Consider the following 23471-nt stretch of genomic DNA (forward strand, 5'->3'; position numbering starts at 1 on the left):
CGGCACGACAGCCGCCCGCCTCCGCCGCTGCGTCACGAGGCCTACGACGGGGGGTCGGGTGTGGCCCGGGCCAGGCCCGTCCGGTAGGCGATGACGACGAGTTGTGCGCGGTCGCGGGCCTCCAGCTTGGTCATGGCGCGCTGTACATGGGCGCGGACGGTGAAGGGGCTGAGGAACATCCGCTCGGCGATCTCCTGGTTGGACAGGCCGGTCGCGACCAGGGCCACCATCTCGCGTTCGCGCGGGGTGAGCACGGCGAGTCGTCCGGCGTGGTGCGGTGGGGTGTCGTCCGGTGCGGCCAGGAAGCGGGCGACCAGGGAGCGGGTCGCGGCGGGGGAGAGCAGGGTGTCGCCGGTGGCGATCGTACGTACGGCGTCCAGGAGATCCTCGGTACCGATGCCCTTGCCGATGAATCCGCCGGCCCCCGCGCGCAGCGCCCGGGCGACGTACTCGTCGGTCTCGTACGTGGTGAGGATCAGGATGCGGGTGGCCCGCAGTTCCGGATCCGCGCAGATCTCCGAGGTGGCGGTGAGACCGTCCACCTCGGGCATCCGGATGTCCATGAGCACCACGTCCGGGCGCAGTTCCCGGGTGAGCCGCACCGCCTCCCGGCCGTCGCCGGCCTCGCCGACCACGGTGATGTCGTCGGCGCTGTCGAGAAGCAGCCGGAAGGCGCCGCGCAGCAGGGCCTGATCGTCGGCGAGGAGCACCCGAAGCGTCACGGCGCACCCCCGGCCGCTCCGTCATCCGTCGTTCCGTCATCCGTCGTTCCGTCGTCCGTCGTTCCGTCGTCCGTCCGCGTCGTGTCTCTCGCGGGCGGGAGGGGCAGGTGGGTGGAGACCAGGAAGCCGCCCTCCGGCCGTCTGCCCGCGGAGAGCTGTCCCCCGACCGCCGTGGCCCGCTCCCGCATCCCGATCAGCCCGTAACCGGGCGGCCGGTGCGGCACGGGGGACGCGGTCGGCCGGTCCGGCACCGGTGCCGCGGGCGGTGTCGTACGGGCGGCGGTGCCTCCTCCATCGTCGGCGACGGTGATGGTCACGTGATCGTGGTTCCAGACGAAGCCCACCCGGGCGCTACCGGTTCCGGCGTGTTTGGTCACGTTGGTCAGGGCCTCCTGGACGATGCGGTAGGCGGTGAGGTCGACTCCCGGCGGCAACGGCCGGGCCGTGCCCTCCCGGTGCACCGACACGTCCAGCCCCGCGCGGCGGAAGGATTCGAGGAGCGCGGGAAGCCGGGACAGCCCGGGTGCCGGTTCGGCGGGCGCGGCCGTGTCGCCGGACTGGCGCAACAGACCGACGGTGGCCCGCAGTTCGTCGAGCGCGTGACCGGTGGTCTCGACGAGTTCGCCCAGGCTTTTACGGGCCTGCTCCGGACGGGCGTCGAAGAGATGGGCGGCGACCATGGCCTGCGCGTTGGCCAGGGTGATCTGATGGGCCACCAGGTCGTGCAGTTCACGGGCTATCCGTACGCGTTCCTCGGCCACTCGTCGGCGCGCCTCGCTGTCCCGGCTCTCCTCGGCCCGCCGGGCCCGCTCCTCCACGGCCGCCAGATAGGCCCGTCGGTTCCGCACCGAGCGCCCGAGTACCCCGGCGGCCAGGGGGAACACCGCCACCACACCCATCCGGCTCGCGTCCTTCCACGAGAAGTCCCCGAACAGCGGGATGCAGACGGCCAGTGCGGCGGAAGTGAGCAACACCGCGCCCGCCGCGTGTCGTTCGGAACGCGCGGCGAGCGCGTAGGAGTAGGCGGCGATCACGGCGGGGGCCACGATGAGCGGGGTGAGCAGGAGGCCCAGGGTCGGTACCAGCACGCCGACGGCGGTCGTGGCCGCCAGGGCGGCCAGGGGTGCCCGGTGCCGTATCGGCAGCAGGGCACAGGACACCACGGCCACCAAGTAGGCGGCGGAGGGCGGCGCTGCCAACGTGTCGTCGACCTGCACCACGCCGCCGAGCAGACAGAGGCCGAACGCCGCCGCCGTGACCGCCGCCTCCCGCCGCCATGGGCCGCGTGCGCGTGCGCGTGGGCCACCGCCACCTGTGTGCGTCATGACGACGCCGGGGCCGGGACACGCCCTCGTTCCAGTGCCGCACCCTCGCTATCGGCATTCGGGAGCACGCGCCTCAGGATACGGGGCGGCCACCAGACCCGGTGGCCGCCGAGCAGTTCCGGCCCCGCAGGCGCGATCGCCCTCCGGACCAAGAAGGCGAAGAAGGCGAAGGAAGGACCTCGTAGTCCATGGCCCGTGATCCGCATCAGTGGCATGACCGGTCCGGTCCGGTGGCCAAGGACATCCAGCCACAGGCCGGCCACGAGCCGGTGGAGAGCGGAGAAGAGTGGAGAGACGTCGCCATCTGTTGATCACTCCGGACACCGTCAAGGAAAGGAAAAGGAAGGGGACGCGTGAGACGCACGCGCCGCCCACCCTTCCCTCCGGTGTCCCACCCGGCATCGTGCCAAGTCGCCGTCCCGCTCTGGTGCGACGGGACCGGTCACGCACGTGATCTGGTGCCGTCGCACTACCGTCCGGCAGGCCGGGGAGTGGCGGCGAGGGGTGCGTCGGCTGCCCCAGCCCCCGCCAGCGGCCCGCGCGTCGGGTGTCCCGACGGTCAGCCGATCTCCGCGGCTTCGGGGATGGTGCGGCCGTAGGCGGCGAGGGTGACCTTCTCGGGTTCGGGTCCGCCGCGGCGGCCGGTCTCCAGCGCGTCGAGGGCGGTGAGCTCCTCGGCGGTGAGCTCGAAGTCGAAGACGTCGATGTTCTCGGCGATGCGTGCGCGCCGGGTCGACTTGGGGATGACCGAGCGGCCCTGCTGGAGACCCCAGCGCAGCAGCACCTGGGCCGGGCTCTTGCCGTGCGCCTCGGCGATCCGGGTGACGGCGGGGTCCTGGAGGACGCTCCTGCGGTCCTCGCCGTAGCCCGGGTAGAAGGTGATCCCGCCGATGGGGGACCAGGCCTGGTCGAGGATGCCGTGCTCGGCGTCGAAGTCGAGTACGGCCCGCTGCTGGAAGTAGGGGTGGATCTCCAGCTGGTTGACCGCGGGGACGACGGAGGCGTCGTCGAGCAGCGCGGTCAGGTGGTCGACCATGAAGTTGCTGACGCCGATGGCGCGGACCCTGCCGTCGGCCAGCAGCTTCTCCAGGGCGCGGTACGCGGCGAGTGTCCGGTCGAAGCCGGACGGCAGGGCCTGGTGCAGGATCAGCAGGTCGATCCGGTCGACACCGAGCTTGGCGGCACTCTTGTCGAAGCCGTGCAGGGTCTCGTCGTAGCCGTAGTCGCTGATCCAGATCTTGGTCTCGAGGAAGATCTCGTCGCGGGGCACCCCGGAGTCGCGGACGGCCCGGCCCACCTCGCGTTCGTTGCCGTACGCGGCGGCCGTGTCGATGTGCCGGTAGCCGAGGTCGAGCGCGGACCTGACGGCGGCCATGGTCTCGTCGGGCGGGGTCTGGAAGACGCCGAGGCCGAGGGCGGGCATCTCGACGCCGTTGTTGAGGGTGAGGGTCTGCATCACAGGGACCTTTCGTGGCGGGTGGCCCGGGCGGGCACGATGAGAACGAGGACGGTCAGGACCGCCAGGGCGAGCAGTACGGCGGAGCCGGTCAGGGCGGTTCCCGCACGGGCCGCGATGTCGGCGGGCGTGTGGCCGGTGGAGACGCCGGCGGCGACGGCGGTCAGGATGCTCAGGCTCAGCGCGCTGCCGATCTGGTGCACGGTGTTGACCAGGCCCGAGCCGGCCCCCGCGTCCTCCGGGGCGATGCCGCCGACGCCGCTGGAGGTCAGCGGGGCCAGCGTCAGGCCCTGACCGGCGCCGATGAGCACCATCGGCAGCGCCACGCCCGTCAGGTAGGGGGTGTGCGGGCCGAGGCGGCTGAGCCAGGCCATGCCCGCCGCGGTCAGCACGACTCCGGTGAGGAGCACCGGGGGCCGGCCGGCCCGTTCGATCAGCCGGGGCACCAGGACGGCGGGGACGAAGTTGACCAGCGTCATCGGCAGGAAGGCGAGCCCGGCCTGCAGCGGTGTCCAGTGGTAGACGCTCTGCACGAACTGCGCGGTGAAGAAGAAGAAGCCCATCATCGCGCCCATGTAGAGCATCCGGGTGACGTACGCGCCGCCGCGCTCCCGGCTCGCGAACAGCCGCAGCGGCACGATCGGCTGCGCGGCCCGCCGCTCCACCCCGACGAACGAACCCAGCATCACCACGCCGGCCACCAGCGGCACCAGGGTGGCGGGAGCGGTCCAGCCGAAGTCGGCCGCGTCCACGATGCCGAGGACCAGCGCGGTCGAGCCCAGCGTCGCCAGCAGCGCCCCGGCCACGTCGAAGCGGCCTCGCCGGCGCTCGGTCTCGGGCAGGAACCGCATCGCCGGAGCCATCATCAGGAGGCCGATCGGGACGTTCAGGAAGAACCCGGCCCGCCACGAGACGAGGTCGGCGACCAGCCCTCCGACGACCAGGCCGAGAGCGGCACCGAGACCGGCGACGGCGCTGTAGGCGGCCATCGCCCGGTCACGGGCCCGGCCCTCGGCGAAGCTCCGGGTGAGCAGGGACAGGGCGGAGGGGGCCAGGACGGCGGCGCCGACGCCCTGCAGTGCCCGGGCGCCGATCAGCCACCACGGGGTCTGCGCGGCGCCCACCAGGAGCGAGGTCAGCGAGAAGACGGCCAGCGAGAACAGGAACACCCTGCGGTGTCCGAACAGGTCACCGGCCCGGGCACCCAACAGCAGCAGTCCGCCGAAGACCAGGACGTAGGCATTGGTGATCCAGGACAGGCCGGTCTCGGAGAACCCCATGTCGGAGCGGATCCGCGGCAGCCCGGTGAAGACGATCGAGTTGTCGAGGATGACCATGAAGTAGCTGACGCAGATGATCGCGAGGATCAGCGTCCCGTGGACCGGTGCCCCGTGGACCGGTGCCCCGTCCGGCCGCTCCGCCGCGGCCGGGGCGTCCACCGCGTTGATCACACGCTCCCCGCTCACGGCCGTACCAGCACCTTGAGGGCCTCGCGCGCGTCCATGGCCCGGTAGCCCTCGGCGACCTCGTCGAGACCGACGGTGCGGTCGAAGACCCGGCCCGGCTCGATACGGCCCTCCAGGATGTCGGGGAGCAGTTCGTCGATGTAGGCGCGGGCCGGGGCGGGGCCCCCGGTCAGAGTGATGTTGGGACCGAAGAGGCTGCCGAAGCCGACCGGGGCCTCCTCGTACTGGGGGACGCCCACACGGCTGATGGTGCCGCCGGGGCGGACCACGCCGTACGCCTGCTCGTAGGCGGGCCGGTGGCCGACCGCTTCGAGGACGATCGGGCTGCCGCCGCCGGTGAGCTCGCGCACCTTCTCGATGCCTTCGCCGCCGCGCTCGGCGACCACGTCGGTCGCGCCGAACGCCCGGCCGAGGTCGGTACGGGCCCGGTGCCGGCCCATGAGGACGATCCGCTCGGCACCGAGCCGCCGGGACGCGAGCACGGCGAGCAGGCCGACGGCGCCGTCCCCGATCACCGTGACGGTGCTGCCGGGCCGCACTCCGCCGCGGACGGCGGCGTGGTGGCCGGTGCCGAGCACGTCGGACAGGGTGAGCAGGGACGGGACGAGCGCGTCGTCGGCGCCCACCGGCAGCCGGACCAGGGTGCCGTCGGCCAGCGGCACGCGGACCGCCTCGCCCTGACCGCCGTCGACGCCGTCCCGGGCCCAGAACCCGCCGTGCTCGCAGGAGGTCTGCAGCCCGGCCCGGCAGTAGGCGCAGGTGCCGTCCGAGTAGGCGAACGGAGCGACGACGAGGTCGCCCTTGCGTACCGTCCGGACGTCGCCGCCGGTCTCCTCGACCACGCCGATGAACTCGTGGCCCATGCGCACGGGGCCGCCGGAGCCGGGCATGGACCGGTAGGGGTGCAGGTCGCTGCCGCACACACAGGCCGTGGTGACACGGACCACCGCGTCGGTGGCCTCCTTGAGGGACGGATCGGCGACCTGCCCGACGCGGACGTCGCCGGCTTCGTACATGAGTGCTGCGCGCACGGTGTTCCTTCGGTTCGGTGTCGTGTTCGGGCCGGTCCCGGACCCGCGGTCCCCGGCCTCCTCCAGAGAACCGCGCAGCGGGGCACGGGCGGGAGTCACTGCTCTTCCAGGTAACGGCAGTACCTCGCAGGCGCTCGCCGACGGACCTACCGTGAAGTGGCCGGTGGAGACCGGTAGAGATCGGTACAGATGCACGCCGACCGATCCACGCGGTCCGATCAGGAGGAGCCCCCCGTGCCCGACAGCGACAAGAAGAACCTGGCCGCCGAGGTGCGCGAGTTCCTGAGCACCCGGCGGGCGCGCATCACCCCGGAGCAGGCCGGGCTGCCGGTCCACGGCGGCAGCAACCGCCGGGTCGCGGGTCTGCGCCGGGAGGAGGTCGCCCTGCTCGCGGGCATGAGCGTGGACTACTACATCCGGCTGGAGCGCGGGAACCTCAGCGGCGCCTCCGACTCGGTGCTCGAATCCCTCGCCCACGCGCTGCGGCTCGACGAGGCCGAGCGCACCCACCTCTACGACCTCGCCCGCGCGGCGACCCCGTCGGGCCGCCGGTCCGCGGTGACCGCGTCCCGGGTGCGGCCCACGATCCTGCGGCTGCTCGACTCCATGACCGACGTGCCGGCGTACGTACGCAACGCCCGCTTCGACCTGCTGGCCGCCAACGCGCTGGGCCGGGCCCTGTACGCACCCGTCTTCGACTCGCCGCTGTTCGCCCAGCGCGGGCCGGTCAACAGCGCTCGTTTCATGTTCCTGGACCCCGCCAGCAGGGATTTCTGGGCCGACTGGGACAAGGGCGCCGACGATTCGGTGGCCTTCCTGCGGACCGAGACGGGCCGGGCGCCGCACGACAAGGCGCTGACCGACCTGATCGGTGAGCTGACGACGAGGAGCGACGACTTCGCCCGCCGGTGGGCACGCCACGACGTGAAGTTCCACCGCTCCGGCGTGAAGAACCTGCACCATCCGCTGGTCGGCGATCTCGCCCTGCCCTACGAGGCGATGGACCTGCCGTCCGACCCCGGCCTCCGGCTCAACTTCTACACCCCCGAACCGGACTCCCGGGAGCGGGAGGCGCTCGCCCTCCTCGCCAGCTGGGCGAGCACCGGCACGGCCGCTGTCAGTGGTGACCATTAGTTTGGGATCACTGGAGATCGGCCGCACCGGCCGGCCAGGCCTTGGGGAGGGGTGTGCGGTGTCCGCTGCGCAGGCACGACAGTCGGGGAGCACGACGTATCTGGAGCTGTCCCAGGAGAGCGGCGGTGCCCACAAGTTCTACGAGGTGACGGTGGAGGGCCTCGTCGTCTCCGTGCGGTACGGACGGATCGGCGTGGACGGGCAGCGCCAGACCTCGTCCTTCGCGACCGTCGAGAAGGCACAGGCAGCGGCGGCGAAGAAGATCGCCGAGAAGGTGCGCAAGGGGTACGCGCCCGCCGTGCGGGGGCAGCGCGCGGCCCGTCCCGTGACCCGCCGTCAGGTGACCTCCGCCCCGTCCACGGCCCGGGCGACCGCCCCGGTGCTGTGGCGGTTCCGCACGGGTGCCTCCGCGTTCGGCATCCATGTGGACGAGGACCGCTGCTGGGTCGGCAACCAGCAGGGCAGCGTCTACAACCTGAGCCACGACGGCGAGGTGCTCGCCCACTACTCCCTGCCCGACGGTGTGAAATGCCTGGTGGCGGACGACTTCTGGATCTACGCGGGCTGTGACGACGGCCGGGTGTACGACCTCTCGGCGAAGGTGCCGTTCGCCGCCTACGAGATCGCGGCCGAGGTCGACATCTTCTGGCTGGACATCCACGCGGGCGTGCTGAACGTCTCCGACCGCAACGGCGGCCTGACGGTCATCGACCACGAGGACGAGCTCCAGTGGTCGCGCAATTCGTCCGGGGAGCAGGGGTGGATGGTGCGCGCCGACGAGCGGGCCGTGTACCACGGGCACAGCAACGGCGTGACGGCGTACGCGGCCGACGGCACCAGGCAGCTCTGGCACACCGCGACCAGCGGCAACGTGCTCTTCGGCTGGCAGGAGGAGGACGCGGTCTACGCCGGGACGGGGCGGCGGGTCGTCCAGCGGCTCGCGAAGTCCTCCGGTGCCGTCGAGGCCTCGTACCAGTGCGACGCGGCGGTGTACTCGTGCGCCACGTCCCCCGGCGGCCGGTACGTCTTCGCGGGGGACTCCGCCTCCTCCGTCTACTGCTTCACCGCCGACGGCACCCGGCTGTGGAAGCTCGGCACGGGCGGCGGCTCGGCGCTCTCCATGCAGTACCACGACGAACGGCTCTACCTCGTCTCCACCGACGGCTCGCTCGCCTGCGTCGACGCGAGCGAGGCCGCGATCAACGCGGCCCAGTCGGGCACCGTCCCGGTCGCCGCGGACATCAAGCTGGCGGCCGCCCTGCCGACGTACGCGCCGCTGACCACCGCCGCCTCCGTCGCCACGGTCAGCGCCGTGCCCGCGGCGGGCGGCGGGGTCGTCGTGGAGTGCTTCGAGCAGAGCGGCCGGGTGCGCGTGCGGGTGGTCTCCGACGGCTACGAGCCGGGCTGGAACGTCCAGTTCCCGCGTGCGATACGCCAGCCCGGCGCACGCTACGTGGTGGACGCGCTGCACTCCTCCTCGGGCGGCTTCTACCGGGTGCGCGGAGAGATCCGGCGTCTGGTGTGAGAGGCCTCGCCCTCCGGCTCCATCTGCCCCACTAGGTCCGGTTTAGTGCTTTTCCGTGGCATTTATGTATCAATGTTCTGTCCTGAAAGTGTGTCAGCGTACAGGTGTGACGCGTGTGTCGGGGAAGCCCGAGAGTTGGCGAATGTGAAGTAGATTGCAATGACGGTGCCTTGACCCCGGTGGCCTGAATCAGGCAGGTTTCAGACAGTGGATGCCATCCACGGGTCTGCCGAGAAAGCTGCGTGCTATGGGTGCCTACCTGTCTCCTCCCGTCGTGATACACGGCGAACACGATGTGACGACCGGCCAGATCCTGGAGGAGGTGCGCGGCAGGCACTCGCGGGCGCCGTGGGTGTCACGGATCGACGGCATCGCCGAGAGCACCGGGATCCTCTCGCGCGGGTGGATGCTGCCGCTGGAGACGGCCGTCGCACCCGGCAGCGGGAGCGGCCTGCGCACCCCCGGCGCAGGTCAGGCCCGTACGGCGCTGCTCCGCGGCGGGTTCACCGACGGCGAGGTGAACCGCGTGATCGCCGAACTGGAGGCGATACCGGCGCCGCAGACCGTGCAGGAGCGGACCGCGCCGGCCTGGGCGGCCGTGCAGGCGTACGGGGAGCGCGCGGCGCGCGGGGCACTGGACGGCGCCGGACTGACGGCCGCCGACATCGACTGTCTGATAACCAGTCACTCGACCACCCCCGCCCTGCCCGGGCTGGACCTGTCCCTGCTCAACCGCCTTCCCTTGCGCAACGACGTGCTGCTGCTGCCGGCCACCCAGTGGGCCTGCATCGCCGGCACCCGGTCGCTGGCGCTGGCGGCCGACCTGGTCGCCGCCGATCCCGACCGGGCGGTGCTGGTCGTGATATCGGAGGCGCTGAGCACCACCTACCAGCCCGGCGACGACACCCTGGAATCGCTCATCGTCCGGCTGCTGTTCGCGGACACCGCCGTCGCCGTGGTCGTCACCGGGCGCCCCAGGACGGAGTCCGTCCTGCGGCTGGACGCGGTCTGGCACCACACCCTGCCCGGCACCACCGACCTGCACCGGCTGGAGACCCGGGCCGACGGCACGCACTTCGTGATGGACCGCCGCGGACCCCGTGCCGTGCAGGAGACGGTCGCCGCCATGTGGGAGTGGCTGCGCCTGCGCCACCAGGACGACCGGCACCCCTGGCACCCCGATCTGCTGCTAGCCCACCCCGGTGGCACACGGGTGCTGGAGTACATGGAACAGACCATGCCCGACGAGTGGCCGGCGGGGCTGCTGGACTACAGCCGGGACAGCTACACCACGGGCAACCGCGGCGGTGCCGCCGTCCTCGACATCCTGCGGCGCGCGTACGACGACGGCCAGAAGTCGGGCAGCCGTACGGTCCTGTACGCGGCCGCGCCGGGGCTGACCGCCACGGCCGTCGAGGGGGAGTGGCTGTAGCCGGAGCCCGCCGCCGCGCTCACCGCACGGGCGTCACACCTCCAGCTCCGCCCAGACGGCCTTGCCGGTGTCGCTCCAGCGCACCCCCCACCGGGTGGTCAGCTTGTGGACGACGTGCAGCCCCCGCCCGCCGTCGTCGAGCAGCTCACCGCGGCGCAGCCGCGGCCGGCCGCTGCCGGTGTCGCCGACCTCGCACGACAGCCGGTCCCCCGCGCTCACCAGCCGTACCGTGACCGGCCCGGTGCCGAACCGGACGGCGTTGGTGACCAGTTCACTGAGCACCAGCAGCACGCTGTCCCGGGCCGGTCCGCCGAGCTGCCACTGCCGCAGCAGCGGAGCGGCCAGGGCGCGGGCGCGGGCGGCGGTGTCCTCGCGGGCGGGCAGCCGCCAGGCGGCGGTGTCCCGGCCGCGGCGCCCGGCCATCCGGGCCAGCAGCAGGGTCACGTCGTCACGCAGCCGGCCCTGCGGGGCGAGCCGCGCGACCACGCGGCGCGCGGCCTGCTGCAGGTCGTCCCAGGGATGCACCTCGCGCACCACGTCCGTCAGCCGGCCGATGCCGTCGTCGATCGAGGCCGCCGGATCCTCCACCAGGCCGTCGGTGTACAGGACGAGCAGCGAGCCGGGCGGCGCCGCGAACTGGTGCGTCTCGAACGGCTCCCGTACGACGAACTCCGCGCCCAGCGCCGGGTGCGGCTGCGTCGCGATGGTCTTGGCGGACCCGTCGGGACGGACGAGGACCGGCGGCAGATGGCCGGCGTTGGAGAGCACCACCCGGTGGTCGACCGGATCGTAGACCGCGATGCAGCAGGTCGAGCCCAGCGCGCTGTACCCGGCCGCCAGGCCCGCGTCCGTGTCGTCCAGCAGGGTGACCGTCTCGTCCAGCCGCGCCAGCACCTCCCCGGGACCCAGCCCCGCCGACAGCAGCGCGCGGGCCTCCATGCTCAGCTGCCCCATGGCCGCCGCCGCCCCCAGACCGTGCCCCACGACATCACCGACCACCAGCGCGGTACGGTCCCCGGGCAGCGGAAAGCTGTTCACCCAGTCACCGCCGACGCCCGCGCTGTCGGGGGTGGTGGGCTGGTAGACGCTGGCCACCTCGATGGTGTCGCTGCCGGCCCGGGGCAGCAGCCGGCGCTGCAGCGCCAGGACCTGGGCGTGCTCGCGCTGGTGCTGGCGGGCCAGGTCCACGTGCCGGGCGGTCTTCGCCACCAGTTCCTGCAGATCGAGCAGTTCACCGTCGCGGAAGGGGTGCTCCGGCCGCCGCCAGACCTCCGTCACGCCCAGCACGATCGGCCCCGGTGTGCCGTGCGGCCCCTCCACGACCAGCGGGATGCAGGCGACGCTCACCGGCCGCTCGCCCGGCACCAGGGCCCGCACCAGCTGCGGGTCGTCCAGCGCCCGCTCGATCGTGCCCCGGTCGGGAATGACGATGGCCTGCGGCACGTCGTCCCGCATGACCGCGCCGGCCAGCAGCCCGCTCGCCTCCCGGGGGAGGTTGTCCCCGGGTGTCAGATACCCCTCGGGCCAGGCCCGGTCCGGCGCCAGGGCCGCCCGCCGCAGCCGGATCCGCTCATGGGCCTGTTCGGTGACCGCCTCGCCCGTCCACACGGCGTAGTCGAGGTCGACGGCGGCCACGTCCCCCCAGGCCAGCAGCGACTGGGCCAGGGACTGCGCGGTCTCCCCGACATCCAGCGAGGTCCCGATCGCGGTGGCGGAGGCGTACAGGTGCAGCCGCTTGGCCATGGCGATCAGGGAGACCGTCAGCCCCTCCTGCGGCGACGCGGCCGGCAGGATGCTCATCGAGACCACCAGCTCCGTCCCGTCGTCCCGGCGCAGCCGCTGGACCCGGGCGACATGCGCCTCCCGCGTGTCGAGAACCCGCCGCAGCCGCTGCGTCACCGTCGGGACGTCACCGGGCGGCAGCAGATCGGTGAAGGCGGACCCAGGAGGAGCACTCACCCCCGCGAACGGCGCGGCGTCCAGATTGCAGCGGGTGATCCGCAGCTCCCGGTCGAGATTGACCGCCCCGAGGATCTGCTCCCGGCCGTCGCTCTCCCGCCGATCGCTCTCCTGCCCTTCGCCCTCCCTCCTGTCCCTGTCGCTCTCCCGTCCGTCGCCCTCCCCGCCCGCACTCGCGGGCCGCCGCGCGTGCTCCGCGCCCGCCGCTCCGGTCCTCGGCAGGTAGCTCGCCAGGGCGCCGCTGACCATGTCGAACGGCGAGGAGGAGGGAGACGGGGGAGAGGAGGAAGGGGAGGGTTTGGGATCCATGCGGCTCACGCAGCTCGCTGACTCCGGCACCGGCCGGACGATGTTCCCGAGTCCATGCGGCCGGGCCCCGAGATCCCGCACCGCACCTCTCATGGGTAGCACAGATGGCCTGCCCGCCGAAGGGCCGGAAGGGCCGGAGCCGGCGCCCGTCAGGTGCCCCTCCTCAGGTCCCCCGGCGGCCCCTCCGTCACGCGGGCGGTTCCGTTCCGGCCTGCTCGCTCACCAGGTAGCGCGCGTACCAGTCCGGCCAGTCAGGGTCCTCCGCGCCGGTGCGCGCCTCGTGCTCGCCGTGTGCGGCCGCGGCCCGCCGGAGGGCGCTCGCCAGGTCGTCGGCCGAGGCGAACCCGGTGACGGACGGATCCAGCCGCCCCGGGAGCCGGGTGGTGACCTCCTGCAGCACCCAGCCGTTGCCGTCCGGGTCGCTGAACGACAGGAAGGAGCCGTAGCTGCCGCGCTGCGGCTCGGGTCCGGGCACCCGGGCGTCGGTGCCCTGGTGATGGAAGATCCCGCCGGCGTCGTGGAACACCTCGCTCGGTTCGGCGCCGTGCTTCGCCAGCTCGTCGTGGGCGGCCTCGATGTCGTCGACGATCAGGTGCAGGCCCTGGGCCGAGCCCGCCGCCTGCCCGGTGACGGACGTGCCGAAGATGACCGACGCCGGTGAGCCCGGCGGGGTCACCTGTACCACCCGGAAGCCGTCCTCGGGGGCGAGGTCGGCGTCGAGCCTCCAGCCCAGCGCCGTGTAGAAGTCCTTGGCCCGGTCGACGTCGGACACCGGCACCACGACTACCTCGAGTTTCATGTCCATCTCTGTCTCCCGTCTCCACGGCGCGTCGGCCTGCGGACCGGATCGGAACGCCGCGCGCCCCGGGGCGGGATCACCGCGCGACGAACTGCTGGCCGCCGTCGATGTCGTAGGTGGCGCCGGTGAGGGCGTCGTTGGCCATGATGTGCAGCGCCAGGGCGGCGACGTCCGCCGGACCGACCACCCGGCCGATGGGCAGCGTCTGCCTCAGCTGCTCCCGGCGCGCCTCCAGCCCGTCGCCGAGCAGCGAGGCCGACAGCGGGGTGTCCACGAACCCCGCGGCGAGGAGGTTGACCCGGACCGGGGCGACCTCCAGTGCCAGGTTGGCGATCAGCGCGGGCAGCGCCGCGGTGAGGGCGCCCGTCACCGCCATCCCGGGAGCGGGCCGCCGGCCGCCGGTGCCGCCGATGAACAGCAGCGTCCCTCCGGCCCTGACCTTCTCCCGGCTCGCGCGCGCCGTCGCCAGCACCATCGCCAGCCGCCCGCCGAAGTCGCGCCCGGCGTCGGTCAGGTCGAGCTCGTCGAGCGGGGTGTACGACGGGCTGCCCGCCGTGACCAGCACATGGTCGACCCGCGTCGGCAGCTCGCGCAGAAACCGCTCCAGGCGCTCGGTGTCCAGGGCGTCGAACGACGCGGTGCGCACGGGGGCCAGTTCCTCCGCCGCCTGCCGCAGACGGTCGGCGTCGCGAGCCGTGAGCACCACCTCGCCGCCGGCCGCGCGCACCTGGCGGGCGGTCTCCAGACCGATCCCCGCGCTGCCTCCCACCACCACGACCGTCTGCCCCGCCAGCCCTCCGCGCGCTGGACGGGCCTCCCCGCCGGCCGCGCTCACAGGAGGTCACCGCCGCCCGAACACCGTTCCCCCGGTTCCGGGGCGGGGCTGGGTCTCCGGTCGCCACGCATGCTCACCTCCGCGTGTCGCGCGATCCTTCCGCGGACGCCGGGCTCGCCGCTGCGGCACCCGGCTGACCTGGGCAAAGGCCCGCAGACTCGGCTTCAGTCTGTCACCCGTCCGGCCGACGTGCATCCGGACCCCGCCGGTGCGACGGGTCACAGGGTGACGGTCCCGCGGACCAGTACGACGGCCTCGCCCGTGACCCAGACCGTACCGTCGGGATCGGCGCCGATCCCGATGGTCGCGGCCCGGCCCAGGCGCGTGCCCTGGGAGACGCGGTAGGCGGCGGGCGCACGGCCGGAGGCGGTGAGCCACTGCCCGACGGAGGCGTTCATGCTGCCGCACGCGGGGTCCTCGGGCACCCCGCAGCGGGGTGCGAACGTACGCAGCTCGAAGTCGTGCGCGGAGCCGGCCGGCCAGGCCCCGACCGCCCCGAACATGCCGTCCGGGAACAGGGACAGATCGGGTTCCAGAGCGAGCACCTCCTCGGCCGTGGCCAGCTGGACGACGGCCCAGCCGGGCCCGTTGTCGACCCACTGGTGGGCCAGCACCCGGCCGGGCTCGATGCCGAGCGCGGCGGTGATCCGGCCCAGCCGCGCCGCGTCGAGCGGGCCCCCGCGGAGCAGCGGCGGGGCGGCGAAGGCCAGCGATCGCGCCGCCAGCCGCACGGTGACCAGACCGGCGGCGCACTCCTGCACCACCCGGTCGCCGTGCCGGGGCGTGCCGCCGCCGTCCAGCCAGGCACGCGCGGAGCCGAGCGTGGGATGCCCGGCGAACGGCAGCTCGCCCCGCGGTGTGAGGATGCGCAGCCGGTAGTCCGCCCCGGGCACCGTCGGCGGCAGCACGAACGTGGTCTCGGACAGGTTCGTCCAGCGCGCCAGGCGCTGCATCTCCTGGCCGGTCAGGTCCGTCCCGTCCAGGACGACCGCGACCGGGTTGCCGAGACAGGGCCCGGTGGCGAACACGTCGACCTGGGCGAACGGGCGGGTGCGCGGCATGGTCGTGCCTCCTGGTCCGGTCGGTGCGTCTACGGCTGCGGACGCCAGGTGCCGTCGAGCGGAACCCCGGCCGCCGCCGCGACCCGGTCGCGCGACTCCAGCAGCCGGGTCCGCAGCGACCGCAGGTCCACGTCCACCAGGACGCCGTCCCGCTTGACCACCCGGCCGGCGACGAGCACCGTGTCGACCAGGCCGGGATGGCCGTGGCTGACGACCGTGGCGACCGGGTCGGTGACCGGGAACACGGTGATGTCGTCGGCGCGCAGCAGGATCAGGTCGGCGTCCTTGCCGGGCGTGACGCTGCCCGTGCGGGCGTCGAGTCCGCAGGACCGGGCGGCGTCGACGGTGACGAACTCCAGCAGGTCGCGGGAGCGCAGACCGCCGTCCAGACCGCGCTGGACCGCGAACGCGGTGCGCAGGGTGGAGAACAGGTCGCCGCCGGCGGACGGGACGTCGTCGACGGAGAGGGTCGGGCGCAGTCCGGCGGCCAGGACCCGGCCGGTCATGGGCCAGCCGAACCCCATCTTCAGTTCGACGTCCGGGCTGATGGCGACCGAGCTGCCGGTGTCGGCGAGCATCCGCAGTTCGTCGTCGGCGAGTCCGTTGGCGTGGACGTAGGTGGTGTCCGCCCGGAGCAGGCCGTGTGCGTGGAGGTCGCCGACGGGGCGGCGGGTGCCGTCGGACTCGACGTGCAGGCTGGTGCGCAGGCCGAGTTCGGCCGCCAGCCTCAGCTCCTCGGCGACGGTGTCGAAGGAGGTGGCCTCGGCGCCGCGCAGCCCCAGCGCCATGGTGACCGGGCCGTCCCCGGACAGCGCGGAGCGCACCCGGCGGATCTCGGCGTCGACCGGGTCGGTGCCGCCCCACCCGGCGCCGTAGCAGAAGACGGACCGGCCGGGTGTGTCCCGCAGCGCGTCGACGGCGGCGTCGGCGTGCTCGGGGCCGAGCGCGCAGTGGAACCAGTCCAGCATCGTGGTCACCCCGGAGTGCAGGGCTTCGAGACGGCCGAGCAGGGTGCCCACGTAGACGTCCTCGGGCCGGTACCGGGGCTTGACCGTGCCGTGCATCGCCACCGCCCACTCGGGGAACGTCCAGTCGGCGCCGACGCCGCGGAACGCGGTCTGCCAGGTGTGCCGGTGGTTGTCGACGAAGCCGGGCAGCACGATCCGGTCGGTCGCGTCGATCACCTCGGCGTCCGGCGCGTCGATCCGCGCGGCCACCTCGGCGATCACACCGTCCTCGATCAGCACGTCACCGTGGTCGAGATCTCCGACGGCCGGGTCCATGCTGACCACGGTGCCGCCGGTGAGCAGGGTCCTGTTCATCGGGTGAGCTCCTCTGCGAGAGGCCTCCAGGGGAGGCCTCGGTCGGTCTGTTGCGTCGGGTGCTGCTTGGCGGGTCCGTTTCCGGTGGTCAGGGGTGTGCCGGCGAGTCGGCCGCGGCCACCGCGTCGGCGACCAGGTCCGCCGTGTCCTCCGTGCCCGCGGCCAGCCGGACCAGGCCCAGCGGAACCCCTGACGCGGCGATCTGGTCGGCGCCGAGCATCCCGCGCCACATGGACGCCGGATGCACGGCCAGGGACTCCACGCCGCCGAGGCTCGCCGACCGGCGGGGGTAGCGCAGCCGGCCCAGGAACGCGTCGGCCGCCTCGAAGCCACCGGTGAACTCGATGCCGAGCACCCCGCCGTAGCCGCTCATCTGACGGCTCGCCAGTTCGTGCTGAGGGTGGCTGGGCAGGCCGGGGTAGTGCACCCTGGCCACGGCCGGATGCGCCTGCAGGGCCTCCGCCAGGGCCTGGCCGTTGGCGTTGTGCCGGGGCAGCCGCAGCGGCAGGGTGCGCAGGCCGCGCAGCAGCAGCCAGGCGTCGAAGGGCCCGAGTACGGCGCCGGTGAGCAGGCCGGTGTCCCAGACGCGGTCCAGCAGCTCCGCCGGGCCGGCCAGCACGCCGGCGGATATGTCGCTGTGGCCGTTGAGGTACTTGGTGGCGCTGTGCCAGACCAGGTCGATGCCGAAGTCCGCCGGCCGCTGGTTCAGCGGGGTGGCGAAGGTGTTGTCGGCCACGGTCAGGACGTCGTGCGCGCGGGCCGGCTCCGCGACCGCCCGCAGATCGGTGATCTGCAGCAGCGGATTGCTCGGCGTCTCCAGCAGGATCAGCCGGGTGCGCGGGGTCAGCGCCTTCTCGAACGCCGCCGGGTCGGTCTGGTCCACCAGGGTGGTGGACACGCCCAGCCGGGGCAGCAGGTTCAGCAGTACCGACGCCGTGCCGCCGTAGGTGGACCGCTGCCCTACGACATGGTCGCCGGCGGACACCAGGGCCAGGACGGCGGTGGTGAGCGCGGCCATCCCGGACGCGGTGACCATGGCCGCCTCGGTGTGCTCCAGCTCCGCGACGACGGCCGCGACCTGGGCGTGGTTCGGGTTGCCGAAGCGCAGGTAGAAGTCCTGGCCCCGCGGTTCGACGGCGGCCCGCGCGAACGTCTCCGCGTCCGCGGCCGAGAACGCCGCCGTCTGGTGGATGGGCGGCGCCACCGAGCCGTCGGGACGGACACCGCGATCGGCGTGGATGACGACTGTGCTGTTGCCCGGCATGGCTGCCCTTCCCACGTCCCGTCGAATGCTGACGTCATCCAGCGTGACCGGGGGGAATGCCGAGACGAACGCATCGCGGCAACTTTGGCAGCAAGTTGCGCCGCACCGAGCCACGCAATGGTGCTAGGCGGAGCATCCGAGCAATAATCTGCCCCCATGGACGCAGTGGACCGGTCGATTCTGGCCGTACTGGAGAAGCACGGCCGGATCAGCAACGCCGAACTCGCCGCCCGGGTCGGCCTGTCGCCGTCGCCCTGCCTGCGGCGCGTGCACCGGCTGGAGGAGACCGGGGTGATCCGCGGCTACCGGGCGCTGATCGATCCCGCCGCCGTCGGCCGCAGCCTGCGGGTGTTCGCCGGGGTCCGGCTGGTACGGCACACCCGCGCCGACGTGGCCGCGTTCGAGCGTGCCGTCACCCAGCTGCCCGAGGTGGTCCACACCCACCACATCACCGGCAACTACGACTACCTGCTCCAGGTCGAGGTCGCCGACCTGCCGGCCTACGAGGACTTCCACGCCAACCGGCTGGCCGGACTGCCCGGCGTGGCCACGGTGACCAGCTACGTCACCATGAAGACGCTCTCCGCCGACCCGGCCTGACGCTCCACCCGCTCATGCCCCGGAAGCCGGCCCCCGCCGCCCGTCGCGCGAGAGGGCGTCGCGGAGCTGGGCCCTGGCGCGGATGCCGAGCTTGGGGAAGACCTTGTGCAGGTGGTAGCCGACGGTACGGGGGGAGAGGTGCAGGCGGGCCGCGATGTCGCGGTTGGTCAGACCCTGGGCGGCCAGTTCGGCTATCTGGCGTTCCTGGGAGGTGAGTTCACCCGCCGGAGCGGCGGCCGTCGTGGCCCCCGCCGCCCGCAGCTCCGCCGCCGTGCGCTCGGCCCAGGGCCGGGCGTCGAGGCGCTGGAAGCACTCCAGCGCCTCGTTGAGGTACGGGCGGGCCTCCGCGCTGCGGCGGCGCCGGCGCAGCCACTCGCCGAGGTCCAGCCGGGCGAGGGCCTTCTCGAAGGGCCAGCAGTCGGTGGCGGGGTCGTCGAGGGCGGCCCGGAAGCTGGTCTCGGCGTCGTCATCCGTGCCCGAGTCCGTGCCCGTGCCCGTGCCGGTCAGCAGCGCGGTGGCCCGGTGGAGTACGGCGGCCAGGCGCGGCGAGGGGGCGGAGTCCAGACCGTGCGTGACGGCGTCGACCACCGTGCGCGCGTCGTCCGCCCGCCCGGCGCGGACCGCCGCCGCGGCCAGGTCGCCGAGGTGGTACAGGGACGCGTGGTAGTGGACGGGAGCGGGCCGGACATCGCGGGTGAACGTGGCGCGCAGCTGCTCGTAGGCGTCGGCGTGGTCACCGGCGGCGAACGCGGCCATGCCCACGGCGTGCCGGTGCCGGACCTGGAGGCTCAGCGACCTGCGCAGGTCCACCCCGCGTACGGCGTCCATCGCCCGGGTCCGCGCGGCCGCGTGGTCGCCCCGGAGCGCGCACAGCGTGGCCCGCAGCAGGCGGGCGCCCACCGTCACGTTGTCGGCACCCGCCTCCGTCGCCATCCAGAACGCCTCGTCCGCCGCCTCCTCGGCCGCCGTCCAGGAGCCGTTCTCGAACAGCGCCAGGGCGAGCGCCTGGGTCACGGTCGCGTTGGTGCCCGCGCTGCCGGCCCGCCGCAGGAGGTCGATGGTCCGGCCGAGGATCCGTACGGCCTGCTCGGTCTCGTCCAGGATCCAGGTCGTGCCGCCCAGCGCCGTGAGGTTGCCGAGCGACTCCTCCCGGTCCAGGGCGGCCAGCCCCTCCTTCAAGTGCGCCAGGAGCAGGGGTCGTTCGTGATGGGGGTCGATGACCGCCCGGGCCCAGGCGCAGCCCGCGGGGTCGCCGTCCTCGTCGATCAGGTCGCCGATCCGGCGCAGTTCCGCGCGGTGGTACGGGGCACCGGAGTTGTAGACGGACGTCGCCGCGGTGCTCAGGGCGCCCATCGCCAGCTCCGGGGCCGGGCCGGCGCAGCTCTCGGCGACGCCCAGCAGCAGGGCCAGCGCGTCCTCGTGGCGGAGCGTGACCCCGAGGGCCCAGCCGCCCAGCAGTGAGGCCTCGGCACGCAGCCGGGGATCGTCGGTCAGCGCGCCCACCCGGCCGCTCATCTCGCCGACCCACTGGGGATGACCGGCGAACATGGCCGACTGCGCGGCCGTGAGCAGCCGCCGGGCGCGGGGCTCCGGCGCCGGGGTCAGCTCGGCCGCGCGCTCCAGCGCGGTCGCGGCGGCCGCGTAACCGCCCCGGCCCCGGGCCCGTTCCGCGCTCTCCGCCAGGGCGTCCGCGACCTCGGCGTCCTGACCGGTCGCCGCGGCGGCCAGCTGCCAGGCCCGGCGGTCCGGCTCGCCGTCCAGCGCGGCGGCCAGGGTGAGATGGGCCTGCCGGCGTTCGAGGAAGGAAGCGGCGTGGTACACGGCCGAGCGGACCAGCGGATGGCGCGGCAGCACCCGGCCGTCCACCACCCGGACCAGGCCGGCCCGCTCGGCGGGATCCAGCGCCCGCACGACGTCCAGCGCCGGAGCGGCCCGGACGAGTTCGGCCAGGTCCGCCGTGCCCGCCGCGGCCACCAGGAGCAGCGCCTCCCGGGTGGCCGCGGGCAACCCGGCCAGGTCGGCGGCGAACAGCCCCTCCAGCCGTGCCGTGAGCGGCAGCACGGCACCTGCGGCGGCCTCGGGGGTTCCGGGAGCTCCGGTGCTTTCGGGGGTTCTGGTACGCCCCGGGGCCAGGCCCCGGGCCAGGGCGCGGGGGAGTTCGATCAGGGCGAGGGGGTTGCCGGCCGCCTGCTGGAGGATCTCCGTGCGTGCCTTGCCGCGGGGCGGGTCCGGCTGGGCGTCCAGCAGCTGTCCGGCCGCGCTGCGGCTCAGCGGGCCGACGGTCACCTGGGGGAAGTCACGGTCGAAGCGGGCCGGTACGCCCTCCTCGCGGGCGGCCAGCAACAGCGCCACCGGTCTGCCCTCCAGCCGCCGGGCGAGGAAGGCCAGCACGTCCACCGAGCCGAGGTCCAGCCACTGGGCGTCGTCGACCAGCAGGAGCAGGGGCCGGTGTGCGGCGGCCTGGGTGACGAGGCCCAGTACGCCCACGCACAGGGAGAGCTGGTCGAGTCGCGGTTCGTGGTGCGCGGCCCCGGCGCCGAAGGCGCGGTCCAGCGCCTCCCGTTGCGCCGCGGGCAGGCCCTCGCCGGGCAGACCGTCGTCGGGCAGACCGGCACCGGGCAGCAGCGGATGCAGCAGCTGGTGCACCCCCGACAGGCCGAGGCCCGACTCGCCCTCGCTGCCGCGCACCCGCAGGATGCCGAGACCCCGGGCCCGGCCCCGCTCGGCCGCCCACTCGACGAGGGTGGTCTTGCCGGCGCCCGGCTCCCCGGTCAGCACCAGCACCTGCGGTCCGCCGCCGTCCACCGCCCCGAGCAGCCGGTCGAGGCGGGCCAGCTCCGTGGCCCGGCCCAGGATGCCCGGAGCGGAGGGATGGTCGGTGCCGGCGTGCATGAACGGTCCTTCGTCGTCGATCCTCTGCCCGCCCATCCTGCCAGCGGCCACCGGTACGACCGCCGGGAGGGTGACCGGTCATATGACAGAAGCGGGCCGCCCCCTGCTCCGAAACAATGGCGCCGGCCAGGGAGAACGCCACGGGGAGCACATTGAATGACGGTCCACCCACCGCAGCGGTCCACGATCGCCGGCGAGGCCATCGCGCCTGCCTGGCCCGGTGAGGCCACCGCGCCGGGCCGGGACACCGGGACCGAGCGGATCCCGCGGCGCGTGGCCCGCGAACCCGGCACTCCCCGGCCCCGGCCCCGGCCCCGCGTGCTGACCACCCGCTCGGTGCCGCCCGGGGAGAGCCTCGACTACTGGCACGACGCCGTGCTCGACACCCTGGTGGGGATGGACATCGCCACTGAGGGCCGTACCTACGACGCCACCATGCGGACCGACCACCTCGGCAGCCTGCAGATCACCACGGTGGAGTGCGACCCCGGCGAGGTCCACCGGGCACCGCGCTTCATCGCCCGCGGCGACGGCCGGCAGATCTTCGTGGCCGTCCAGAGCAGCGGCCGGGCCCGGGTCGAACAGGACGGCCGCACCACCGAGTTGAGGACGGGCGACATCGGCTTCTTCGAGACCGTACGTCCCTTCCGTACCGCCTTCCCGGAACACTTCCGGCTGAAGATCTTCGCGGTCCCGCGTCGGCTGCTGGAGATCGAGGAGGCCGACCTGGGGCGGCTCACCGCGCGGGCCGTGCGCCCGAGCGGCGGACTCCCCGCCCTGCTGGCGCCGTTGCTGGAGCGGCTGGCGGACACCTCCGAGTCGTACCCGACCCCGACGGCCGAGCGGCTGGCCGAGAACGTCATCGACCTGGTCGCGGCCACGGCGGCCGACCAGCTGGGCGAGGAGCCCGCCGAACTGCCGGGCGCGGACGGCGTCCTGCTGCTGCGGATCAAGACGTACATCCGCTGGCAGCTGTCGGACCCCGCACTGACTCCGGCCGTCATCGCCGGTGCGCACGGCATCTCGGTGCGCTATCTGCACCGGCTGTTCGCGGCCGAGGACAGCACCGTCTGCCGGTGGATCCGCGAGCAGCGCCTGCGCGCCTGCCGCAGGGAACTCGCCGGACGGCCACCGGGCTCCGTCGACCTGGGCCAGACCGCCCGGCGCTGGGGCTTCACCGGTTCCGCCGGGTTCGGCAAGGCCTTCCGCGGCTCCTTCGGCCTGTCACCGACGGAGTGGCTGGACCGGACGCGGACGGACGGGCCGCCGTGCTGACGACCGTGTCCTGCGCCGCCCCGGAACCGGCGCCCGGCGACCGCCTCACCGCCTGGCGGCGCGCCCTGTCCCGGACCTTCGTGGACGTCGAGGTCGGCGTCGCGCCCGACCGCCCGTGGACCGGCACCCTGACCGCCGAACGCCTCGGCGCCCTGCAGATCGCCACCGAGGAGTTCGGCCCCGGGACGATCCTGCGCGGCGCCGCCGCGGTCGCCGCCGATCCGCGCGGCCACATCCTGGTCCGCCGCCAGCTGGAGGGCACCGCACTGCTGCTCCAGGACGGCCGCAGCGCCGAACTGCACCCCGGTGACCTGGCGTTCCACGATGCCCGGCGCCCGTTCCGCCTCGTGCTGCCCGAGCCGCAGCGGGCCCGGGTCCTCATGGTGCCGCGTGCCCTGCTGCGCCTGGAGGAGCGGCACCTGCCCGCCCTCACCGCCACGGTGGTGGACGAGACCGCGGGGGGCGCGGCGGCCCTGCTGCTGCCGCTCCTCGACGGACTCGTCGACGAGGTCGCCCGGGCCGGGCGGGAGCGGCGCGAACAACTCGCCCGCACCGCGGCCGAGATCCTGGCCACCGTGGCCCTCGAACAGAGCGGCCGGCAGCCCGAGCCGGCCCTGTGGGAGCGGATCACCGCGTCCCTCGGCTCCCGGCTGGGCGAGCCCGGACTCACCCCGCAGGACATCGCCGACCAGCACGCCATCTCGCCGCGCTATCTCCACCGCCTCTTCCAGCGCCAGGGCACCACCGTGGGCGCCTGGCTGCGCGCCCGCCGACTGGAGGCGGCCCACCAGGAACTCGCCCGGCCCGCCGCCGACCGGTCCATCGCCACGGTGGCCGCCCGCTGGGGGTTCACCAGCCCCTCCCACTTCAGCCGCGCCTTCCGCGACACCTACGGCATGTCACCGGCCCAGTGGCGCAGGACAGCGGCCGACGGAACCACGCCCGCACACGCGGCCCCGCCGAACCTCGCCACCCACCCCCACCACCTCCCGGAGCCGGCACCATGAATCCCGCCCCCGGCGCCGCTTCGCCGATCGCGCCGTCCGGTCGGGCATGACCTCCTA

18 protein-coding genes are annotated in these 23471 nt (G+C 73.8%); 6 read left to right on the forward strand and 12 right to left on the reverse strand.

Annotated features, from left to right (window positions below; genetic code table 11):
* Positions 1–41: 41 nt before the first annotated feature.
* The 5 genes from ACGFZS_RS45490 to ACGFZS_RS45510 all read right to left on the reverse strand — a co-directional run bounded on the left by ACGFZS_RS45490 (position 42) and on the right by ACGFZS_RS45510 (position 6000).
* Complete coding sequence (locus ACGFZS_RS45490) at positions 42–722, reverse strand: response regulator (RefSeq protein ID WP_393800124.1); 681 nt, start codon at positions 720–722, stop codon at positions 42–44.
* Complete coding sequence (locus tag ACGFZS_RS45495; RefSeq protein ID WP_393800125.1) at positions 719–2047, reverse strand: sensor histidine kinase; 1329 nt, start codon at positions 2045–2047, stop codon at positions 719–721. Before ACGFZS_RS45495 ends, ACGFZS_RS45490 begins: the two co-directional genes overlap by 4 nt.
* A gap of 559 nt (positions 2048–2606) precedes the next feature.
* A complete protein-coding gene (locus tag ACGFZS_RS45500) occupies positions 2607–3503 on the reverse strand; it encodes an aldo/keto reductase (RefSeq protein WP_393800126.1) in 897 nt (298 codons plus the stop codon).
* Positions 3503–4969 carry an MFS transporter gene (locus ACGFZS_RS45505; RefSeq protein WP_393800127.1) on the reverse strand — a complete coding sequence of 489 codons (1467 nt, stop codon included), beginning with the start codon at positions 4967–4969 and terminating at the stop codon, positions 3503–3505. The genes ACGFZS_RS45500 and ACGFZS_RS45505 overlap by 1 nt, the downstream gene beginning before the upstream one ends.
* Positions 4966–6000: an alcohol dehydrogenase catalytic domain-containing protein gene (locus ACGFZS_RS45510; protein ID WP_393800128.1), complete on the reverse strand. Its 1035-nt coding sequence runs from the start codon at positions 5998–6000 to the stop codon at positions 4966–4968. The genes ACGFZS_RS45505 and ACGFZS_RS45510 overlap by 4 nt, the downstream gene beginning before the upstream one ends.
* A 234-nt stretch (positions 6001–6234) precedes the next feature.
* Here ACGFZS_RS45510 and ACGFZS_RS45515 point away from each other — a divergent pair, with 234 nt between their 5' ends.
* From ACGFZS_RS45515 to ACGFZS_RS45525, 3 genes are all read left to right on the forward strand, one after another.
* Positions 6235–7134 (forward strand): helix-turn-helix transcriptional regulator, encoded by a 900-nt coding sequence (locus tag ACGFZS_RS45515; RefSeq protein ID WP_393800129.1) that lies wholly within the window; start codon positions 6235–6237, stop codon positions 7132–7134.
* Between the two features lie 58 nt (positions 7135–7192).
* A complete protein-coding gene (locus ACGFZS_RS45520; RefSeq protein ID WP_393800130.1) occupies positions 7193–8659 on the forward strand; it encodes a WGR domain-containing protein in 1467 nt (488 codons plus the stop codon).
* A gap of 247 nt (positions 8660–8906) precedes the next feature.
* Complete coding sequence (locus tag ACGFZS_RS45525; RefSeq protein WP_393800131.1) at positions 8907–10091, forward strand: type III polyketide synthase; 1185 nt, start codon at positions 8907–8909, stop codon at positions 10089–10091.
* Between the two features lie 33 nt (positions 10092–10124).
* On the opposite strand, the gene ACGFZS_RS45530 is transcribed toward ACGFZS_RS45525, so the two are convergent.
* The 6 genes from ACGFZS_RS45530 to ACGFZS_RS45555 form a co-directional block, all read right to left on the reverse strand.
* Positions 10125–12359 carry a SpoIIE family protein phosphatase gene (locus ACGFZS_RS45530; RefSeq protein ID WP_393800132.1) on the reverse strand — a complete coding sequence of 745 codons (2235 nt, stop codon included), beginning with the start codon at positions 12357–12359 and terminating at the stop codon, positions 10125–10127.
* A gap of 187 nt (positions 12360–12546) precedes the next feature.
* Positions 12547–13158 carry a VOC family protein gene (locus tag ACGFZS_RS45535; RefSeq protein WP_393800133.1) on the reverse strand — a complete coding sequence of 204 codons (612 nt, stop codon included), beginning with the start codon at positions 13156–13158 and terminating at the stop codon, positions 12547–12549.
* Positions 13159–13234: 76 nt separating this feature from the next.
* Entirely contained in the window at positions 13235–13993 is a 759-nt protein-coding gene (locus ACGFZS_RS45540) for an SDR family oxidoreductase (RefSeq protein WP_393800134.1), read from the reverse strand.
* Positions 13994–14211: 218 nt separating this feature from the next.
* Positions 14212–15054 carry a PhzF family phenazine biosynthesis protein gene (locus ACGFZS_RS45545; RefSeq protein ID WP_393800135.1) on the reverse strand — a complete coding sequence of 281 codons (843 nt, stop codon included), beginning with the start codon at positions 15052–15054 and terminating at the stop codon, positions 14212–14214.
* Between the two features lie 29 nt (positions 15055–15083).
* Positions 15084–16376 (reverse strand): amidohydrolase family protein, encoded by a 1293-nt coding sequence (locus ACGFZS_RS45550; RefSeq protein ID WP_393800136.1) that lies wholly within the window; start codon positions 16374–16376, stop codon positions 15084–15086.
* A gap of 88 nt (positions 16377–16464) precedes the next feature.
* A complete protein-coding gene (locus ACGFZS_RS45555; RefSeq protein ID WP_393800137.1) occupies positions 16465–17640 on the reverse strand; it encodes a trans-sulfuration enzyme family protein in 1176 nt (391 codons plus the stop codon).
* A 156-nt stretch (positions 17641–17796) separates the two neighbouring features.
* Between ACGFZS_RS45555 and ACGFZS_RS45560 the strand changes: the two genes are divergently transcribed.
* Positions 17797–18240 carry an Lrp/AsnC family transcriptional regulator gene (locus ACGFZS_RS45560; RefSeq protein ID WP_393800138.1) on the forward strand — a complete coding sequence of 148 codons (444 nt, stop codon included), beginning with the start codon at positions 17797–17799 and terminating at the stop codon, positions 18238–18240.
* 12 nt (positions 18241–18252) lie between these two features.
* Here the strand turns inward: ACGFZS_RS45560 and ACGFZS_RS45565 are convergent, their stop codons facing one another.
* The gene (locus ACGFZS_RS45565; protein WP_393800139.1) at positions 18253–21132 is read right to left on the reverse strand and encodes a helix-turn-helix transcriptional regulator; all 2880 of its coding nucleotides are present in this window, start codon (positions 21130–21132) and stop codon (positions 18253–18255) included.
* Positions 21133–21288: 156 nt separating this feature from the next.
* On the opposite strand from ACGFZS_RS45565, the gene ACGFZS_RS45570 reads away from it, so the two are divergent.
* Positions 21289–22407 carry a helix-turn-helix domain-containing protein gene (locus ACGFZS_RS45570; RefSeq protein ID WP_393800140.1) on the forward strand — a complete coding sequence of 373 codons (1119 nt, stop codon included), beginning with the start codon at positions 21289–21291 and terminating at the stop codon, positions 22405–22407.
* Entirely contained in the window at positions 22401–23414 is a 1014-nt protein-coding gene (locus tag ACGFZS_RS45575; RefSeq protein ID WP_393800141.1) for a helix-turn-helix domain-containing protein, read from the forward strand. Before ACGFZS_RS45570 ends, ACGFZS_RS45575 begins: the two co-directional genes overlap by 7 nt.
* Positions 23415–23471 lie beyond the last annotated feature (57 nt).

It is taken from the genome of Streptomyces sp. NPDC048288, assembly GCF_043201555.1.
GTDB lineage: Bacteria > Actinomycetota > Actinomycetes > Streptomycetales > Streptomycetaceae > Streptomyces.

Coding starts and splice junctions, on each gene's coding strand:
- ACGFZS_RS45495 (WP_393800125.1), bottom strand. CDS start 2,047: ATGACGCACACAGGTGGCGGTGGCCCACGCGCACGCGCACGCGGCCCA.
- ACGFZS_RS45500 (WP_393800126.1), bottom strand. CDS start 3,503: ATGCAGACCCTCACCCTCAACAACGGCGTCGAGATGCCCGCCCTCGGC.
- ACGFZS_RS45525 (WP_393800131.1), top strand. CDS start 8,907: ATGGGTGCCTACCTGTCTCCTCCCGTCGTGATACACGGCGAACACGAT.
- ACGFZS_RS45530 (WP_393800132.1), bottom strand. CDS start 12,359: ATGGATCCCAAACCCTCCCCTTCCTCCTCTCCCCCGTCTCCCTCCTCC.
- ACGFZS_RS45535 (WP_393800133.1), bottom strand. CDS start 13,158: ATGAAACTCGAGGTAGTCGTGGTGCCGGTGTCCGACGTCGACCGGGCC.
- ACGFZS_RS45545 (WP_393800135.1), bottom strand. CDS start 15,054: ATGCCGCGCACCCGCCCGTTCGCCCAGGTCGACGTGTTCGCCACCGGG.
- ACGFZS_RS45550 (WP_393800136.1), bottom strand. CDS start 16,376: ATGAACAGGACCCTGCTCACCGGCGGCACCGTGGTCAGCATGGACCCG.
- ACGFZS_RS45555 (WP_393800137.1), bottom strand. CDS start 17,640: ATGCCGGGCAACAGCACAGTCGTCATCCACGCCGATCGCGGTGTCCGT.
- ACGFZS_RS45560 (WP_393800138.1), top strand. CDS start 17,797: ATGGACGCAGTGGACCGGTCGATTCTGGCCGTACTGGAGAAGCACGGC.
- ACGFZS_RS45565 (WP_393800139.1), bottom strand. CDS start 21,132: ATGCACGCCGGCACCGACCATCCCTCCGCTCCGGGCATCCTGGGCCGG.
- ACGFZS_RS45570 (WP_393800140.1), top strand. CDS start 21,289: ATGACGGTCCACCCACCGCAGCGGTCCACGATCGCCGGCGAGGCCATC.